14 protein-coding genes are annotated in these 16,473 nt (G+C 45.3%); 9 read left to right on the top strand and 5 right to left on the bottom strand.

Annotation, left to right across the window (positions count from 1 at the left end; translation table 11 throughout):
- Window positions 1–492 precede the first annotated feature (492 nt).
- The 6 genes from oxlT (at window position 493) to IC571_RS04045 (ending at window position 6,762) form a co-directional block, all read left to right on the top strand.
- Window positions 493–1,755 carry an oxalate/formate MFS antiporter gene (gene oxlT / locus IC571_RS04020; protein ID WP_215317531.1) on the top strand — a complete coding sequence of 421 codons (1,263 nt, stop codon included), beginning with the start codon at window positions 493–495 and terminating at the stop codon, window positions 1,753–1,755.
- Window positions 1,756–1,881: 126 nt separating this feature from the next.
- A complete protein-coding gene (locus tag IC571_RS04025) occupies window positions 1,882–2,253 on the top strand; it encodes a DUF2946 domain-containing protein (protein ID WP_215317532.1) in 372 nt (123 codons plus the stop codon).
- A gap of 69 nt (window positions 2,254–2,322) precedes the next feature.
- On the top strand, window positions 2,323–4,521 hold the full coding sequence (locus IC571_RS04030) for a TonB-dependent receptor (RefSeq protein WP_215317533.1): 2,199 nt from the start codon (window positions 2,323–2,325) through the stop codon (window positions 4,519–4,521).
- Window positions 4,522–4,625: 104 nt separating this feature from the next.
- Window positions 4,626–5,765 (top strand): sialidase family protein, encoded by a 1,140-nt coding sequence (locus tag IC571_RS04035; RefSeq protein ID WP_215317534.1) that lies wholly within the window; start codon window positions 4,626–4,628, stop codon window positions 5,763–5,765.
- Complete coding sequence (locus tag IC571_RS04040; RefSeq protein ID WP_215317535.1) at window positions 5,765–6,241, top strand: TlpA disulfide reductase family protein; 477 nt, start codon at window positions 5,765–5,767, stop codon at window positions 6,239–6,241. The genes IC571_RS04035 and IC571_RS04040 overlap by 1 nt, the downstream gene beginning before the upstream one ends.
- Window positions 6,242–6,279: 38 nt before the next feature.
- On the top strand, window positions 6,280–6,762 hold the full coding sequence (locus tag IC571_RS04045; RefSeq protein WP_251373503.1) for a copper chaperone PCu(A)C: 483 nt from the start codon (window positions 6,280–6,282) through the stop codon (window positions 6,760–6,762).
- A 92-nt stretch (window positions 6,763–6,854) separates the two neighbouring features.
- On the opposite strand, the gene ilvD is transcribed toward IC571_RS04045, so the two are convergent.
- On the bottom strand, window positions 6,855–8,546 hold the full coding sequence (ilvD, locus tag IC571_RS04050; protein WP_215317536.1) for a dihydroxy-acid dehydratase: 1,692 nt from the start codon (window positions 8,544–8,546) through the stop codon (window positions 6,855–6,857).
- Between the two features lie 230 nt (window positions 8,547–8,776).
- Between ilvD and IC571_RS04055 the strand changes: the two genes are divergently transcribed.
- Both IC571_RS04055 and IC571_RS04060 read left to right on the top strand, forming a co-directional pair.
- The gene (locus tag IC571_RS04055; RefSeq protein ID WP_215317537.1) at window positions 8,777–9,406 is read left to right on the top strand and encodes a response regulator transcription factor; all 630 of its coding nucleotides are present in this window, start codon (window positions 8,777–8,779) and stop codon (window positions 9,404–9,406) included.
- A gap of 101 nt (window positions 9,407–9,507) precedes the next feature.
- Window positions 9,508–10,530: a helix-turn-helix domain-containing protein gene (locus IC571_RS04060; protein ID WP_215317538.1), complete on the top strand. Its 1,023-nt coding sequence runs from the start codon at window positions 9,508–9,510 to the stop codon at window positions 10,528–10,530.
- Between the two features lie 30 nt (window positions 10,531–10,560).
- Here the strand turns inward: IC571_RS04060 and IC571_RS04065 are convergent, their stop codons facing one another.
- From IC571_RS04065 to ppa, 3 genes are all read right to left on the bottom strand, one after another.
- Entirely contained in the window at window positions 10,561–10,899 is a 339-nt protein-coding gene (locus tag IC571_RS04065) for a P-II family nitrogen regulator (protein WP_173955517.1), read from the bottom strand.
- A 71-nt stretch (window positions 10,900–10,970) separates the two neighbouring features.
- A complete protein-coding gene (locus IC571_RS04070; RefSeq protein ID WP_215317539.1) occupies window positions 10,971–12,590 on the bottom strand; it encodes an NAD+ synthase in 1,620 nt (539 codons plus the stop codon).
- A gap of 33 nt (window positions 12,591–12,623) precedes the next feature.
- Window positions 12,624–13,160 (bottom strand): inorganic diphosphatase, encoded by a 537-nt coding sequence (ppa, locus tag IC571_RS04075; protein ID WP_215317540.1) that lies wholly within the window; start codon window positions 13,158–13,160, stop codon window positions 12,624–12,626.
- Window positions 13,161–13,331: 171 nt separating this feature from the next.
- Here ppa and IC571_RS04080 point away from each other — a divergent pair, with 171 nt between their 5' ends.
- Window positions 13,332–15,392 (top strand): sodium-translocating pyrophosphatase, encoded by a 2,061-nt coding sequence (locus IC571_RS04080; protein WP_215317541.1) that lies wholly within the window; start codon window positions 13,332–13,334, stop codon window positions 15,390–15,392.
- A 91-nt stretch (window positions 15,393–15,483) separates the two neighbouring features.
- Here IC571_RS04080 and trxB read toward each other — a convergent pair whose 3' ends face one another.
- Window positions 15,484–16,440: a thioredoxin-disulfide reductase gene (trxB, locus tag IC571_RS04085; protein ID WP_215317542.1), complete on the bottom strand. Its 957-nt coding sequence runs from the start codon at window positions 16,438–16,440 to the stop codon at window positions 15,484–15,486.
- Window positions 16,441–16,473 lie beyond the last annotated feature (33 nt).

Raw genomic sequence — 16,473 nt, forward strand, 5'->3', positions numbered from 1 at the left:
AAAACAGATACTTATCGTGTTTTCTAGGCCTTTAGCCCCCATTCTTGAGTTCCTGCCTGTTTGTTGCATCGCAATAATATTAGGGTTATACTCTAGGTACTAACCCTTAAGGAGATTCAAATGACTGTACTGTTGAATATGATTAACCAGCTTTTTACAGAAAGCACAACTAGCCAAGAGCAGGCTCCTCGTCACTATGATTTTGACGGCGCTTATCGCGGCATGTAATTTAAAAATTACGCAATTAAAAAGGCCACCTTCGGGTGGCTTTTTTATTGAAAATTTCCACCCGCATCCTTAGGTTAAATCGGCAAACTAACCCCTAATACCCCTTATTTTTAAAAGGATTTAAGGAGGGTAATCACTAGTGGGGTTTTGGGGGAATCTTGATTAACGTCAAGATTAACTTTAACCAAATGCTTAAAAATCACGTAACCCTTTTATTTAGGGTGATTTTTTAAGAATTTACAAAAGCATAAATAGGAGATTTAGATGAGCGGTACGCAAACTACTGGGCCAATTGGAGGCCGTTGGTTTCAGCTACTAATCGGCATTATTTGTATGTCGATGATTGCAAACTTGCAGTACGGTTGGACCTTGTTTGTAAACCCAATTGATGCCAAATTTGGCTGGGGTCGTGCAGCGATTCAAGTTGCGTTTACGATTTTCGTATTGACTGAAACTTGGTTGGTGCCTATCGAAGGTTACCTCGTTGATAAATTTGGCCCACGTCCAGTAGTGTTTGGCGGCGGCATCTTGTGCGGTCTTGGCTGGATGATGAATGCTCATGCTGAGACATTAACAATGCTCTACACAGCAGCTGCTGTGAGCGGTGTTGGTGCTGGTGCTGTTTATGGCACATGCGTTGGTAATGCATTGAAATGGTTCCCAGATCGTCGTGGTTTGGCTGCTGGCATGACTGCAGCAGGCTTTGGTGCTGGTTCTGCATTGACTGTGATTCCAATTGCAAACATGATTGCAAACCAAGGCTACCAAGATGCGTTCTGGTATTTCGGTATTGGTCAGGGTGTGATCGTAGTAGTTCTTAGCTTGTTGCTCTCTAAGCCAATTAAGAGCGCTATTACTAGTGCAAAAGCAGCGGTTGTACAGACACGCAAAGACTTCCGTCCAATGGAAATGGTGAAGCAGCCAGTGTTCTGGATCATGTACATCATGTTTGTGATGGTTGCCGCTGGTGGCTTGATGGCTACTGCACAGTTGGGTCCAATTGCTAAAGACTTCCAAATCGCTGGCGTAACTGTGAGCTTGATGGGTCTGGCATTGCCTGCTTTGACATTCGCTTTGACAGTTGACCGTGTATTGAACGGCTTAACTCGTCCTTTCTTTGGTTGGGTATCTGACAAGATTGGTCGCGAGCAAACCATGACTCTGTGCTTCACATTTGAGTGCTTGGGTATTCTTGGCTTGTACTACCTCGGTCGTGATCCAGTCATGTTTGTTCTGTTGACTGGTTTAGTGTTCTTTGCATGGGGCGAGATCTATAGCTTGTTCCCATCAACCAACGCAGACACATTCGGTTCAACCTACGCTGCTGGTAACGCAGGATTACTTTACACAGCAAAAGGAACTGCATCTTTGCTCGTTCCATTGTCTAGCGTACTGGTAACTGCTACTGGTGGTTGGGAAGCGGTTTTCTGGGTTGCTAGTTTCTTGAACGGAACTGCTGCAATCTTGGCTTGGTTTGTATTGCGCCCAATGCGTCGCAAGCTCATCGAGCGTTCAGCTAATATGTAATTTGGTTCATATACCAACAGAAAGGGGTCTTCGGACCCCTTTTTATTTGTCCAAAATATGAGATAAGAGTTAGAGAAGGGGGGCAAGTGCTTGTTGGTTGCTTGGATCAGATAAAATCCTTCCATCATGAATTTCCATAAAAACCGCCTCATTCACTGGATTGCCGCTTTGGCAATTGCAATGAGCGCGCTTGCACCAGCGGTTTCGCAAGCGGTGTCACTTGCAAAGGGTGGTCATGGTTTTGCTATGGAGATTTGTTCGGTTGATGGTAGCAAGATGCAAGTTGACGTTCAGCTGGATGATCAAGAGGCAGGCAATGCTGTGCAGCCATGCCCATACTGCGTAACTCATGCTGCTATCACACCAGTATTCAATACCAATCTTACTTTTGCGGCGCCAACATCATTTGCGTTGCTTCCAAAACTTTTCTATCAATCACCCAAGCCACTCAACGTTTGGGTAACGCCTCCTTCAGCAGCCCCTCCATCACAAGCCTAAATAAAACTTAGGGCATAGCCGAGCTATGTAATTGGCAATCATGTTGCCGAAATATTGTGTGGAAAAGTAATGCAGTTACAGAAGAAGAAAATTGGCGCCAGTATTGGCTTGTTATGTAGTTCGATGACAATAAGTTCGGTAGTTTTTGCTCAAATTGCACCGCCACCGGACTACGACCAAAAGTTGAGTAATGTCGTTGTCAGCGCTACACGATCTGGTACGCCATTGGATGAAGTTCCATTAAATACAACGGTTTTGACAAAAGAGGTTCTCGAGACTTCGCCAGACCAGACCGTCGATCAAGTTTTAAAAAACGTACCTGGCGTTATCTTGAATGATCAGCCTTACTACCAAAAGGATCCAACCGGCCAAAGTATTAACGTACGTGGTCTTGGGAATGCTAGAACCCTCGTATTAATCGACGGTTTGCCAGCTAATGATGCTTTTTATGGCACCGTTCAATGGAATTTAGTTCCCATGTCATCTATTGAAACGGTTGAATTTATTCGTGGCGGCGTCTCCAGTCTGTGGGGAAACTATGGCATGGGTGGCGTAATCAATATCAAGACCAAAACCCCAGTCAATAGCCAGCAAGAGGCGTCTGCAAGTATTGGATCCTATGGCACTGGAAATGTTGCAGCCTCAAAAGATTTAATGGTTTCAGATGCACTACAGTTGCGATTTTCTGCTGACTATTTCGCTACCGATGGATATCAACAGATAGCAACGATTTCACCAGCGGCGCCAAATAGCATCAAGAATAGTCAAGGTCCCGCAAGTTCCCATAACTCCAATATGAGGCTTCAAGGCTACTTCAAGGCGAGTCAAGAAACCACTGGATTTTTTAGGGCTGGTTACCACACGATGTCAGACTTATCTTCTGGATATGCATTTGCAACGAATATCATGCAGGAAACCGATTTGGCTGCTGGAACAACAACACGTTTAGATAACAGATCTAAAGTGGATGTGAATTTCTTTTATGAAAATACGGGCTTTAATAAGCAAAATGGTTCCACTAGCACAAGCGCCTCTAATGGAATTCCAGCCAATACGCCATATATCAATGCAAACTATAAAGATCCATATAGTACTGTAGGCGCTTCAGCTCAGTACACAAAAGATCTTGCTGGCTTAGTCAATCAATACGTTGTTGCTGTGGATGCGCGTAATATTAGTGGCTCGAATCAAACTAATAATTTACTGAATAATGGCACTTCGTCTGCAGTGAACTATGCAAAGGGTCAGCAAACATTTTATGGTTTGATGGGTCAGATCAAATCAAAAGCAGAATCTTTCCCACTGGAGACAACGTTGGCGGCTCGCATCGACCAGTGGAATAGTCAAACGCCTGATTACTACAATGCTGGATCGAATGGGGTCAGTCCGGTTTATCAAAACATCCCAAGTCAGAGTAAGACGCAACTTAGTCCAACTTTAGGTTTGCTCTATAAATTGAGCGGTAATTGGGATCTTCGATCCGCTGCTTACCAAGCATTTCACGCTCCAGGTATGAATAACACTCTGCGTAGTTATGGTTCTGGTAATGGTTATTCATTTGCGAATCCAAATCTGACCCCTGAAACAATGACAGGTTATGAGATTGGCACCGATTATCGATGGAAGGGTGGCTTTGCCCAATTAACAGGGTTTAATAACTACATTCAAAATGCAGTAGCCTCATATTCTCTAAATAAAAATAGTAGCGTTGACCAAGCTTTGGCTCAACAGCTATGCGGGGCATCCACCACTTGGACCGGTCAGACTGGTCAGTATGGTGCTTGTGCATCAGCACAAAGCCTGAGTTACTACACTAACAATCAAAATTTACTTAGCCAGGGTATTGAGTTTCAATTTCATCATGACATTAACTCGCAATGGGCTACAGACGCGAATTATGCGTTCACGAGCACTAAGCTGACTATGAGCGCAACAAGCGATCCAACGGCTAAGCAGTTAGGAGGAGTGCCGCAGAATTTGCTAGGCGGCGGTATTACCTATTACCCAGTTCCGCAGGCCAGTCTGACTGCTACTGTTCGTTATGTTGGTAGCTCTTGGATGAATACCTCCAATACTTTGCCCGTGCCTGCATATGCTGTAGTTGGGTTGCGCGCAAATTATGAGATGACTAAAAATGCCACGATTTATGCATCAGCAGTCAACTTATTCAATCGACAATATATTACTTTTGGTACGGGATCCAACAATACGAGCTATATATTGGGCATGCCACAATCAATTAATGTTGGTGCGCGTATTATTTTCTAATGACATCATTTTTGACCTATCCTGCTTTCAAAGTGCTTTTTTTAAGTACTTTGGCGGCGCTATTGTCTAATTTTGTCTATGCCCAAATGGATCACTCATCTCATATGATGAGCTCTTCAACTAAGCCTGCTGCGTGCACAAGTTCAGGTCTAGAGTGTGCTAATGCAGCGACACCATTCATGTTGCCAAACGGTAGTTTGTTATTAGCATGGACTGCTGGAGGGCAGGTTTCTGTGGCACAGTCGGCCGATAGGGGGAAAACATTTGCATCTCCAGTGGTCGTCGCTCAACATGGCGGTTCCTTAGATTCTGGCACTGATGCCAGACCTCAAATTGTTGCCAATTCCAAAGGAAAAGTATTTTTAGCATACGCTTTCTTCAAAGATTCCAATTGGAACGCACAAATCAACACCTCAATTTCGAATGATGGCGGCAAGACATTCTCGGCACCAAAGTCTTTGGTGAATAACTCAGCTAGTCAGCGATTTCCATCTGTATTGATTCAGCCAGACAATACAATTTTTGTGGCATGGATTGATAAACGCTTAGTAGCCGATGCTAAAAAGGCGGGGCAGCAACGTCTAGGCGGTTCTATTGCATACTCTTTTTCTGGGGATGGTGGAGCGATTTTTTCACCTGAAAGAATTGCTAACGAAGCAAGTTGCGAGTGTTGCCGAATTGGCGCAAGCGGGGATCCTAAAGGCGGCATAGAAATTGTCTACCGTGCAATCTTCGCCGGTGGAATACGTGATCATGCTAGCCAAATCATCACATCATCAGGGCCCGGACAAATTCGCCGCGTTTCTAATGATGGGTGGAAAACAGATGCTTGTCCGCATCACGGGCCTACGATTGCTATTTCTCAATCTGGAAAGATACATGTTGCTTGGTTTACGCAAGGAAGCAATCGTTCGGGAGTGTTTTACGCTAGCTCTGTTAATCAGGGTGAGACATACACAAAACCACAACGCATTGGTGCAGCAGATGCAAATATCTCAAGGCCCTATTTGTTAGCAGTAGGTAACTCTATTTGGTTGGTATGGAAAGAATTTGATGGGGTGCATACAGCAATCCACTTCAAGAAATCATTTGACGATGGGAAGACATGGTCTATGCCAGCAATGGTTTCTAGTACAGCTGGATATAGCGATCATCCATTGTTATTAAACCAAGGTAATGAGGTATATCTTTCCTGGCTTACTCGCGATGATGGCTACCAATTTATTCCATTAAACTCAAAATAATGAAAAAGTTCTTTTTACTCATTTCCTTGATATGTATCTTTATTCAATCAGGGTTCGCACAAAGTAATTCCATCAAGGGTTACCAAAGGGGTGATTGGAAGGCTATTACTAAGCCATACGCTAGCCAAGCAGTCATCATTCACTTTTGGGGTGTAACTTGCGCTCCTTGCGCTAGAGAAATGCCGCAATGGGGAAAGTTTATTGCTCAAAATAAGAACGCCAAGATTATTTTTATACAGGTCGATGACGTGTCTCCTGACAGCGCTTCCAAGATGATGTCTTCTGGCGGCCTTACTGCTGCTAATGCTTATACATTGGCGTCACCATTTGATGATGCTTTGCGCTACGAGATTGATCCCAAATGGCGTGGTGAAACGCCAATGACATTGCTGATTGATAAAAACGGGAAGGTTACTCGAAAAACGGGCACTATGGATTTCAATAAATTAAAGCAATGGTATTTAGTTAGCGCCTAATTTAGCTGGCAAGGCAATAAATTCTTAAGGAGGGTAATTTGAAACAATTTTTATATAAAGTGATTGCTATTGGCACTCTTGGGTTTGCTCTATCGAGTACCTCAATGGCACAAGGTGTTACAAAAACCGTCAAAACGGATGCAATCAAAATCGAAAGTGCCTATACACGTGCTACCGCTCCTGGCCAGCAAGTAGCTGGCGGTTTTATGAAGATAGAAAATAAGAGCAATGCAGCTGATCAATTGCTGTCAGCAAGCTCTCCAGCTGCGGGCGAAGTGCAATTACATGAGATGGCAATGGACGGAAATGTCATGAGAATGCGCCAAGTAAAAGATATTGCTGTTCCCGCTGGTGGTGCCGTTGAATTAAAGCCGGGCGGCTATCACTTGATGTTTTTAAATCTCAAGGGCCCATTTACCGCTGGCCAAACCGTTCCCGTAAAGCTGAAATTTGCGAAGGCAGGGGAGCTTGAAGTAAAGATGCCCGTGAATGCCATGGGTGCTCAGCACAATATGCATTGAGTTGCATTAACTTTAGTGACATACAAAAAGCCCCTAGTTTTATCTAGGGGCTTTGTTTTTTTAACTTCTTTTTCGCTTGATTGATTGCTTAGTTACAGATCTAAGTTCAAGTCTGTAACTGCGCCTTTACTTGCGGTACTTGCCAGTTTGGCGTACTTGGCCAGCAAGCCGCGGGTATAACGTGGCTTAGGTTGCTTCCATGCTGCACGACGCTTAGCGATTTCTTCTTCGCTGACATTGAGCTGGATTAATAACTTGTGGGCATCAATCGTTACTGAGTCACCTTCATGAATAAGTGCAATAGTGCCTCCCACATAAGCTTCAGGAGCCACGTGACCAACAACCATACCCCATGTGCCACCTGAGAAACGGCCATCAGTAATAAGGCCTACAGACTCACCTAATCCCTGACCCACTAGGGCTGAAGTAGGTGAGAGCATCTCACGCATACCAGGACCGCCCTTGGGGCCTTCATAGCGAATTACTACGATATCGCCATCTTTAATCTTTTGCGCCATGATGGCTGCCATCGCATCATCTTCTGAATCAAATACACGAGCAGGACCAGTAATGGATGGGTTCTTTAAGCCGGTAATTTTGGCAACGCAGCCTTCTGGTGAGATATTGCCCTTCAAGATGGCCAAGTGACCTTGCTTGTACAAAGGATTGTCTAAAGTGCGAATGACTTTTTGATCAGCGCGTGGCACTGAAGGAACATCTTTTAATACTTCAGCAATCGTTTTGCCGGTGATGGTCATGCAATCACCATGTAACAAGCCGCCATCCAACAAAATCTTCATCACCTGTGGAATGCCACCAGCTTGATGTAAATCGGTTGCAAGATAAGTGCCGGATGGTTTCATATCAACGATGACGGGAACACGTTTACGAATGCGCTCAAAGTCATCAATCGTCCAATCGATTTCTGCGGCGCTAGTAATGGCCAAGAAATGCAATACTGCATTGGTGGATCCACCAACAGCCATGATGACGCTGACCGCATTCTCAATGGATTTCTTGGTAATGATGTCGCGTGGACGTAAGTTATTTTTAATTGCCTCAACGAGAACACGTGCAGACTCAGCGGCACTTGCTACTTTCTCGGCATCTTCATTCGCCATAGTAGAGGAGTAGGGGAGGCTCATGCCAAGCGCTTCAAAGGAAGAGCTCATCGTATTGGCGGTATACATGCCGCCACAAGAGCCGCTACCAGGACAGGCATGCTGCTCCACACCCTTTAGATCTTCTTCATTCATACGACCGGATGTGAACTCACCGACTGCCTCGAATGCAGAAACAATATTCAAATCTTTGCCTTTGTAATGGCCTGGCTTAATGGTTCCGCCGTATACATAAATTGCTGGAACATTAGTACGAGCAATTGCCATCATGCCGCCTGGCATATTTTTATCGCAACCACCGATCACCACTACGCCGTCTTGCCATAAGCCGTTGACGCAAGTTTCAATACTATCGGCAATCACTTCGCGTGAAACGAGTGAGTACTTCATGCCTTCAGTACCCATGCCAATGCCATCAGACACCGTTGGCGTACCAAACATTTGTGCTTTAGCGCCAGCTTCTTCGAGTGCGGTAACAGCCGCATCGCTTAATTTTTGTAAGCCACTATTACAAGGGGTGATAGTGGAGTGGCCATTAGCAACACCAACCATTGGCTTTAAGAAATCCTTTTCTTGATAGCCCATCGCGTAATACATCGAGCGGTTTGGTGCGCGGGCAACTCCCTCGGTGACCATGCGAGAGCGTTCATTAAGGCGTTTCATGCTAATTACTCCAGAAAAAGATGATTTCGAAAGGCTCTATTGTGCCGTGAGATGCTAAGTGCCGTATTTGTTGGCAGTTCGCCCAATATCGCCTTGATATATATTGCGCTGCAGTATTAAATAGTGGCTCAGACCCTAGTTTAAGTGGTAAATGTTAGCCTGACAGCTAATAGCTTCATGAAACTGGCTACAGTACATTTACCCATCGAATACTTTTTCCTTTGAATTCAATGACTAAAGTCGGCCATGTTTATTTAATTGATGATGACGAGTCTATGCGCTTGTCTCTCACTAGGATGTTGCGAGAGTTAGGCTATCTCGTTGAGGATTACGCCTCTGCGAGGGTTTTTATAGAAAAGTCCGTTCCAGTATCTCCAGCAGTTATTTTGTTAGACATGCAAATGCCAGATATGACTGGCTTGGATTTGCAGGAAGCGCTTTTGAAATTAGGTCGCAAAACGCCGATCGTGTTTGTGAGCGGCCAAAGTCACCCCCATCAAATCGTTCAGGGCCTTAAAAAAGGGGCCCTCGACTTTCTATTTAAGCCTTTTAACTTAGAAGAGCTATTAAAGGCGGTAGCCGACGCAGTGGACTTTGATAGCCGTCAATTAAGACGCGTCTCTATTGATGTTGAAACCAAGCGAGATTATGAGAGGCTTACGCCTAGAGAGCGGGAAGTTTGCGTTTGGTTGGTCAAGGGCCTATTAAATAAAGATATTGCAGTCAAACTAGGGACCACAGACGCAACGATTAAGGTGCACAAAGCCAGGGTAATGGAAAAGATGCATGCCGATTCATTGCAAATTTTGGTGAAAAAGTACTTGGAGTCGGATCTCGAAAATCACCCTCTGACCGCTTGAGTCTAGTTTGAGCCCAATAATTGTCTATACGGCTAATTACTTCTATGCCATTATGGGATTAGTATCAAATCTATTAAATTGAACAAAATCAATTCTGGCAAGTGTATACACCAAACAAACTTCCTGAAATTAAAAAAGAGGCCTTTAAGAAGGCTCGAGAAAGTCTTGGTTTAAGCACCAAAGATTTATCTGGGATGGCATGTTTATCAGTGCGCCAAATTGAGCAAATTGAAAATGGTGAGACCAGTACCTTTTACGGACCTCAGGTAAAAGTTACCGCAGCAAAAAAGGTTGCAGGCTTGCTCAAATTGAAAGAAGAAGACGCTTTTGATTTTGGGGTAGTAACGCCTAATAAAGCAGAGACTAAAAAAGAGGCCAAAGAAGCCAAAGAAGAAGCCAAAGAAGAAGCTAAAGATTCAGAAAAAGTAGTTAAGGTAGTTCAATCTACTGATACAGACTCATCAAAGTCGATTAAGACAAGTGCACCTAAAAAAGCGGACGACGTAAAGAAATTTGTGTCATCTCAACAAGCGATTAATCAAAGTTCCGCCTCAAAAAATCCAAAGCGGAAGTTGTATATTCTTGCGGGTGTTGCAGCAGCGCTTGTGTTTTCAATTATTAATTTGCGCCCCTTATTTTTTCCAGAGGTAGTCAAAGAAGAAGTGGTGGTTGTGGAGCAATCTCAAGCGGCAGCGCCTGTTGATGTACCCGCAGATCCCAAGGTAACACCACCAGCGAGCACCCCAGAGCCAGTTGTAGCTGCGGCTGCACCGGCCCCAGCCCCGTCAATAGAATGCCCACCCGCAGACGCTGCGGCGGTTAGTTATAAGCCAGATGCCCCTAAAAAGGCAGGCGATATGGTGTATTTGCAGTCCAAAACTGCGCAAACGGTTTGCGTTGTGGATGCGAGCGGAAAGACTCAAAATAAAACATTAGAAGCTGGAGTGGGTACCAGCGTATATGGCAAGCCACCATTAAAGGTGTTGACTTCGGGCGCGGCTCAGGTTGACATCTATTATCAAGGCGTAAAAGTACGCCTATCAAATATCACTGCAAAGAATATTCTTTTGGAGCCAGCTGAAATCATTCAGCCATTGGCTCCCACAGATTCCCAGTTTCGTTGAAACGGGATTACTTCAGTCTAAGTTAGATTCTTAGACTGCGGATTCGTTGGTTTCGCCAGTACGAATACGAATCACTTGCTCAACTGGAGTGATAAAGATTTTTCCATCACCAATTTTGCCGGTACGTGCAGCTTTGGTAATTGCTTCGATTGCTGCTTCAACACGATCACCTGGAACAACTGCCTCAACCTTTACTTTCGGCAAGAAGTCGACCACATATTCAGCGCCACGGTAGAGTTCGGTATGACCTTTTTGACGGCCAAAACCCTTTACCTCAGTTACGGTAAGGCCAGTAACGCCAACTTCAGCTAGTGCTTCACGAACTTCATCGAGTTTGAACGGTTTAATAATTGATGTAATGAGTTTCATGTATTCCCCCTAATGCAGTAATCATACCTAGAACTGGAAAGAAGTGCCAAATTTGGCCTTCCATGAGCACTTTAGGCTCTAAATTGGGATGTGATGGGATAGCGCCAGTCACGACCAAAAGCGCGGGTAGTGACGCGAACCCCGGGTGGTGCTTGGCGACGCTTGTATTCATTTAGCTTAATCAAGCGCGTCACTTTTTCTACGCTTTCAGAATCAAAGCCAGCAGCAATAATTTGGGCGATAGATTGATTCTGTTCCATATAGCGTTCAACAATGCCGTCGAGCACTTCGTAAGAGGGTAGGCTGTCTTGGTCTTTTTGATCGGGTCGCAATTCAGCAGAGGGCGCGCGCGTCAAAATGCGCTCCGGAATAATTGGCGCAATACTATTGCGATAGGCACACAGACGATAGACCAAAGTCTTGGCAATATCTTTAATTACGGCAAAGCCACCAGCCATATCGCCGTAGAGAGTGCAGTAGCCGACAGCCATTTCGCTTTTATTGCCGGTGGTCAAAACTAATCGACCAGTTTTATTTGAAAGGGCCATTAACAGAGTGCCACGAACACGTGCCTGAATATTCTCTTCGGTGGCATCCACAGACATGCCCTTGAATTGTTCTGCTAAAGATGCTTCTAGTGCATCAACAGGACCGCTAATCGGAATCTCGTCGTATTGGACGCCCAAGTTCTTTGCCATTTCACGGGCATCAATCCACGAGATGTCGGCGGTATAGCGTGAAGGCATCATGACAGTGCGCACCTTATCGGCACCAAGGGCATCTACTGCAATTGCTAGCACTAGGGCAGAATCAATGCCACCAGATAAACCAATAATGACCCCAGGAAAGCGATTCTTATTGACGTAATCGCGCACGCCTAAAACAAGGGCTTGATAGGCTTGCGCCTCTACGCTTTGCGTTGCAGTAATAAATCCAGTCTCAAGCTCGCCAGCAGCATTGACATTGACAAATCCAAGGGCAGATTCAAACTGTGGCATCGCCATTACCACTTTGCCTTGGCCATTTAAAGCAAATGAACCGCCATCAAAGACAAGTTCATCTTGGCCACCAACAGCATTGACATAAACCAGGGGCATTTGGGTTTGCGCAATATGACTACGCAAAACATCAATACGCAAAGCCTCTTTCTTGAGGTGATAGGGTGATGCGTTTGGTACCAATAGAATTTGTGCGCCAGCAGCGTGCGCTTGCTTTGCTGGTCCAGCATGCCAGGCATCCTCACACAAAATCACGCCATAGGAAACACCATCGCATTCAAATACGCAGGCTTCATTTCCAGGCACGAAGTAACGTACTTCATCAAAGACTTCATGGTTTGGTAATTCTTGTTTAGCGTAACCTGCAATCACCTTGCCATTGCGCAATACAGACGCATAGTTTTGTAAGCCAATCTCAGTTTTTTTGGGATGCCCGACGATGACTGTGAGGTCTTGAAATTGCGTTAGTGATTTGGAGAGCAATTCTAGCTCTTGCGTAGCTGCTTGAATAAAAGCAGGGCGCAGCAATAAATCTTCTGGTGGATAGCCTGTGAGCGAGAGCTCTGGCGTAACAAGGAGCTTAGCGCCTTTGGCGCTAGCTTCCTGGGCGGCTTTGAGAATGAGCTGCGCATTGCCAGCCAAATCGCCCAGTAATGGGTTGATCTGGGCTAGGGCGATGGTTTGCGCGCTCACTCCGAATCACAAAGCCTAATAAGTGTTTAAGGATTAAGCGTGCTCTTTGTTGTAACGCTCAATACCCTCAAGGATTTCTTTATGGGCATCAGCAACGCCACCCCAACCCTTCACTTTGACCCATTTACCTTTTTCGAGATCTTTGTAGTGCTCGAAGAAGTGTTGAATCTGATTCAAGCGCAATGGGTTCATATCTTCTGGTTTTTGCCAGTGAGTGTAGATTGGCAAAATCTTATCTTCTGGAACTGCCAATAATTTTGCGTCTTGTCCTGCTTCGTCTTCCATCATTAAGATGCCAATTGCGCGGCAGCTCACAACCACGCCAGGAATTAATGGAAATGGAGTGATCACGAGTACGTCAACAGGGTCGCCATCACCGGCGATAGTTTTGTTGATGTAACCATAGTTACATGGATAGTGCATGGAAGTACCCATGAAGCGATCGACAAAAATAGCGCCACTCTCTTTATCCACTTCATACTTGATTGGATCCGCATTCATTGGGATTTCAATAATGACGTTAAAGCTCTCTGGGATCTTTTTACCTGGCTTGACGTTGTCGAGACTCATAAATACTCCGAATAGTGATTAGTAAATACCCTGATCCTCGAGAGGGGGCTCAGGGGTAATTCTGCTACATACTGATACAGCTTAAAGACCATAGTTTAAAGCCTTCGCAAACCTGGTCGACCTAAGCGCTAGTAGATAAAACAATAAAGACTAACTTTAGGGAGTTCAAGCATGAGTAATGTCACTTTAGGCTTGTATTTTGCCTTAGCATGCGGTGTCCTAGCCGTAATTTACGGTTTTGTGATGCGCGGCTGGATTTTGAAGCAAAGTACAGGCAACGCCAAAATGCAAGAAATTGCAGAGGCGATTCAGCAGGGCGCGGCAGCGTATTTATCGCGCCAATACAAAACGATTGCCATTGTGGGAATAGTTCTCACTATTTTGATGGCGCTCTTTTTGGATCTTGCAACCGCAATCGGCTTTGTTGTTGGCGCAGTTCTTTCCGGTGCTTGTGGTTTTATCGGTATGAATGTTTCAGTACGCGCTAATGTGCGTACTGCTGAAGCTGCTACCAAGGGAATGAACGAAGCGCTGAATGTTGCATTTAAAGGTGGAGCTATTACTGGCATGCTAGTAGTAGGTCTTGGACTCTTGGGTGTTGGCCTGTTCTTTATGTTCTTGGTTTCCATTGGCGCAGGACAAGATCTCTCTTCAGTCTTACATCCATTGATTGGTTTGGCCTTCGGATCTTCTTTGATCTCAATCTTTGCCCGTTTGGGTGGCGGTATTTTTACTAAAGGTGCAGACGTCGGTGCTGACCTCGTTGGTAAGGTCGAAGCAGGGATTCCAGAAGATGACCCGCGTAATCCAGCAGTGATTGCCGATAACGTTGGCGATAACGTTGGCGATTGCGCAGGTATGGCGGCTGACTTGTTTGAAACGTATGCGGTGACGCTGATTGCCACAATGGTCTTAGGATCTTTGATGGTATCTGGTGCCCCAGTAGCAGCAATCATTTATCCATTGGTTCTTGGTGGTGTATCCATCATTGCTTCCATCATTGGTTGCTCTTTTGTTAAAGCAAGCCCTGGCATGAAGAATGTGATGCCAGCATTGTATAAAGGCCTCATCATTGCAGGCGGTTTATCTTTAGTGGCTTTCTACTTTGTTACCAATTTCATCATGCCTGACGATGCATTGGGTATTCCAGGTAGTCAGTGGCGCTTATTTGGTTCAACTGTAGTAGGGCTCTTGTTGACTGCTGCATTGGTATGGATTACCGAGTACTACACAGGTACTCAATTTAATCCGGTACAGCATATTGCTGAAGCATCAACTAAAGGTCACGGTACCAACATCATTGCTGGTTTAGGTATTTCGATGAAATCAACTGCTTATCCAGTGCTGTTTGTATGTGCCGCGATTTTTGCTGCTTACTGGTTAGCTGGTTTGTACGGCATTGCGGTTGCAGCTACAGCGATGTTGTCTATGGCAGGCATTGTGGTTGCACTTGATGCCTACGGCCCAATTACCGATAACGCTGGTGGTATCGCAGAAATGGCTGGATTGCCACAAGCTGTACGCGATATTACCGATCCATTGGATGCTGTTGGCAATACAACCAAAGCAGTAACCAAAGGTTACGCCATTGGTTCAGCTGGCTTAGCTTCACTGGTGCTCTTTGCAGACTATACCCATGCATTAGAGGGTATTGGTCAGCAGGTCTCCTTTGATCTATCTAATCACATGGTGATTATTGGCCTCTTCATTGGCGGCATGATTCCTTACTTATTTGGCGCTATGGCGATGGAGGCAGTTGGTCGTTGTGCTGGCGCGGTAGTGGAAGAGGTGCGTCGTCAGTTCCGCGATATTCCGGGAATCATGTCTGGTACTGCAAAGCCTGAATATGGCAAGGCAGTAGATATGCTCACCTCAGCTGCGATCAAGGAAATGATTATTCCTTCCTTATTGCCAGTAGTTGCGCCTATCGTTGTAGGTCTATTGCTTGGACCTGCTGCACTAGGTGGTCTATTGATGGGAACCATCGTGACTGGTTTATTTGTAGCAATCTCGATGTGTACTGGTGGTGGCGCTTGGGATAATGCCAAGAAATATATCGAAGAAGGTAACTTCGGCGGTAAAGGTTCTGAAGCGCATAAAGCAGCTGTGACTGGTGATACTGTAGGTGACCCCTACAAAGATACCGCTGGTCCAGCAGTAAACCCACTCATCAAGATTATTAACATCGTTGCCTTGCTCATCGTTCCATTACTACCAGTGATTACACGATAAGCACGCGTTAAACAATGCGCAACTGAAGTAGTTGCAACAAACAAAAACGCCTAGCATTGCTAGGCGTTTTCATTACTTAGCAGAATTCCTTTTAGGAAAGTGACTCCAAATAACGCTGTGCATCCAATGCAGCCATACAGCCTGTACCAGCGCTAGTAATAGCTTGACGGTAAATGTGGTCTTGGACATCACCCGCAGCAAATACACCAGGGATATTGGTAGTGGTTGCATTGCCTTCGAGACCTGAGTGGGTCTTGAGGTAGCCATTGTTCATATCTAATTGGCCAACAAATAGCTCAGTGTTGGGTTTATGGCCAATAGCGATAAAGGCGCCAGTTACAGCAATCTCTTCAGTGCTGCCATCTTGTTTTTTGATGCGTACACCAGTGACGCCTTTTTCATCACCGAGAACTTCATCAAGAGTGGAATTCAATTTCAGTTCCACTTTGCCTTCAGCAACTTTTGCCATTAGGCGATCATTCAGAATCGGTTCGGCGCGAAATTTATCGCGACGATGAATGACAGTTACTTTCTTAGCAATGCCAGTGAGGTATAGCGCTTCTTCAACAGCGGTATTACCGCCACCAACAACACACACATCCTGATTGCGATAGAAGAAGCCGTCGCAAGTTGCGCATCCAGAAACACCACGACCCATGAAAGCTTCCTCACTTGGTAGGCCAATGTATTGAGCAGAAGCGCCTGTGCAGATGATTAATGCATCGCAGGTATAGGTTCCGGCATCACCAACAAGGCGGATAGGCTTCTCTTTGAGGGCGGCAGTATGAATGTGGTCAAAAATGATTTCAGTATTGAAATGCTCAGCATGCTTTAAAAAGCGATCCATTAGCTCTGGGCCTTGCACCCCATTAGGGTCTGCCGGCCAGTTTTCAACGTCAGTGGTGGTCATTAACTGACCCCCTTGAGCCAAGCCAGTAATAAGGGTGGGCTTCAGATTGGCTCGGGCGGCATAAACCGCGGCCGTATAGCCTGCAGGACCGGATCCGAGGATGAGAACTTTGGAGTGTTTTGGGGTATTTGTAGTCATATCCAAATTATAGAATTGCTTGTTTACAATCGG

Origin of the sequence: Polynucleobacter sp. MWH-UH2A, from assembly GCF_018687195.1 — a bacterium.
Lineage (GTDB): Bacteria > Pseudomonadota > Gammaproteobacteria > Burkholderiales > Burkholderiaceae > Polynucleobacter.

Coding starts and splice junctions, on each gene's coding strand:
- trxB (WP_215317542.1), bottom strand. CDS start 16,440: ATGACTACAAATACCCCAAAACACTCCAAAGTTCTCATCCTCGGATCC.
- IC571_RS04035 (WP_215317534.1), top strand. CDS start 4,626: ATGATGAGCTCTTCAACTAAGCCTGCTGCGTGCACAAGTTCAGGTCTA.
- IC571_RS04025 (WP_215317532.1), top strand. CDS start 1,882: ATGAATTTCCATAAAAACCGCCTCATTCACTGGATTGCCGCTTTGGCA.
- IC571_RS04040 (WP_215317535.1), top strand. CDS start 5,765: ATGAAAAAGTTCTTTTTACTCATTTCCTTGATATGTATCTTTATTCAA.
- ppa (WP_215317540.1), bottom strand. CDS start 13,160: ATGAGTCTCGACAACGTCAAGCCAGGTAAAAAGATCCCAGAGAGCTTT.
- oxlT (WP_215317531.1), top strand. CDS start 493: ATGAGCGGTACGCAAACTACTGGGCCAATTGGAGGCCGTTGGTTTCAG.
- IC571_RS04065 (WP_173955517.1), bottom strand. CDS start 10,899: ATGAAACTCATTACATCAATTATTAAACCGTTCAAACTCGATGAAGTT.
- IC571_RS04080 (WP_215317541.1), top strand. CDS start 13,332: ATGAGTAATGTCACTTTAGGCTTGTATTTTGCCTTAGCATGCGGTGTC.
- IC571_RS04030 (WP_215317533.1), top strand. CDS start 2,323: ATGCAGTTACAGAAGAAGAAAATTGGCGCCAGTATTGGCTTGTTATGT.
- ilvD (WP_215317536.1), bottom strand. CDS start 8,546: ATGAAACGCCTTAATGAACGCTCTCGCATGGTCACCGAGGGAGTTGCC.
- IC571_RS04055 (WP_215317537.1), top strand. CDS start 8,777: ATGACTAAAGTCGGCCATGTTTATTTAATTGATGATGACGAGTCTATG.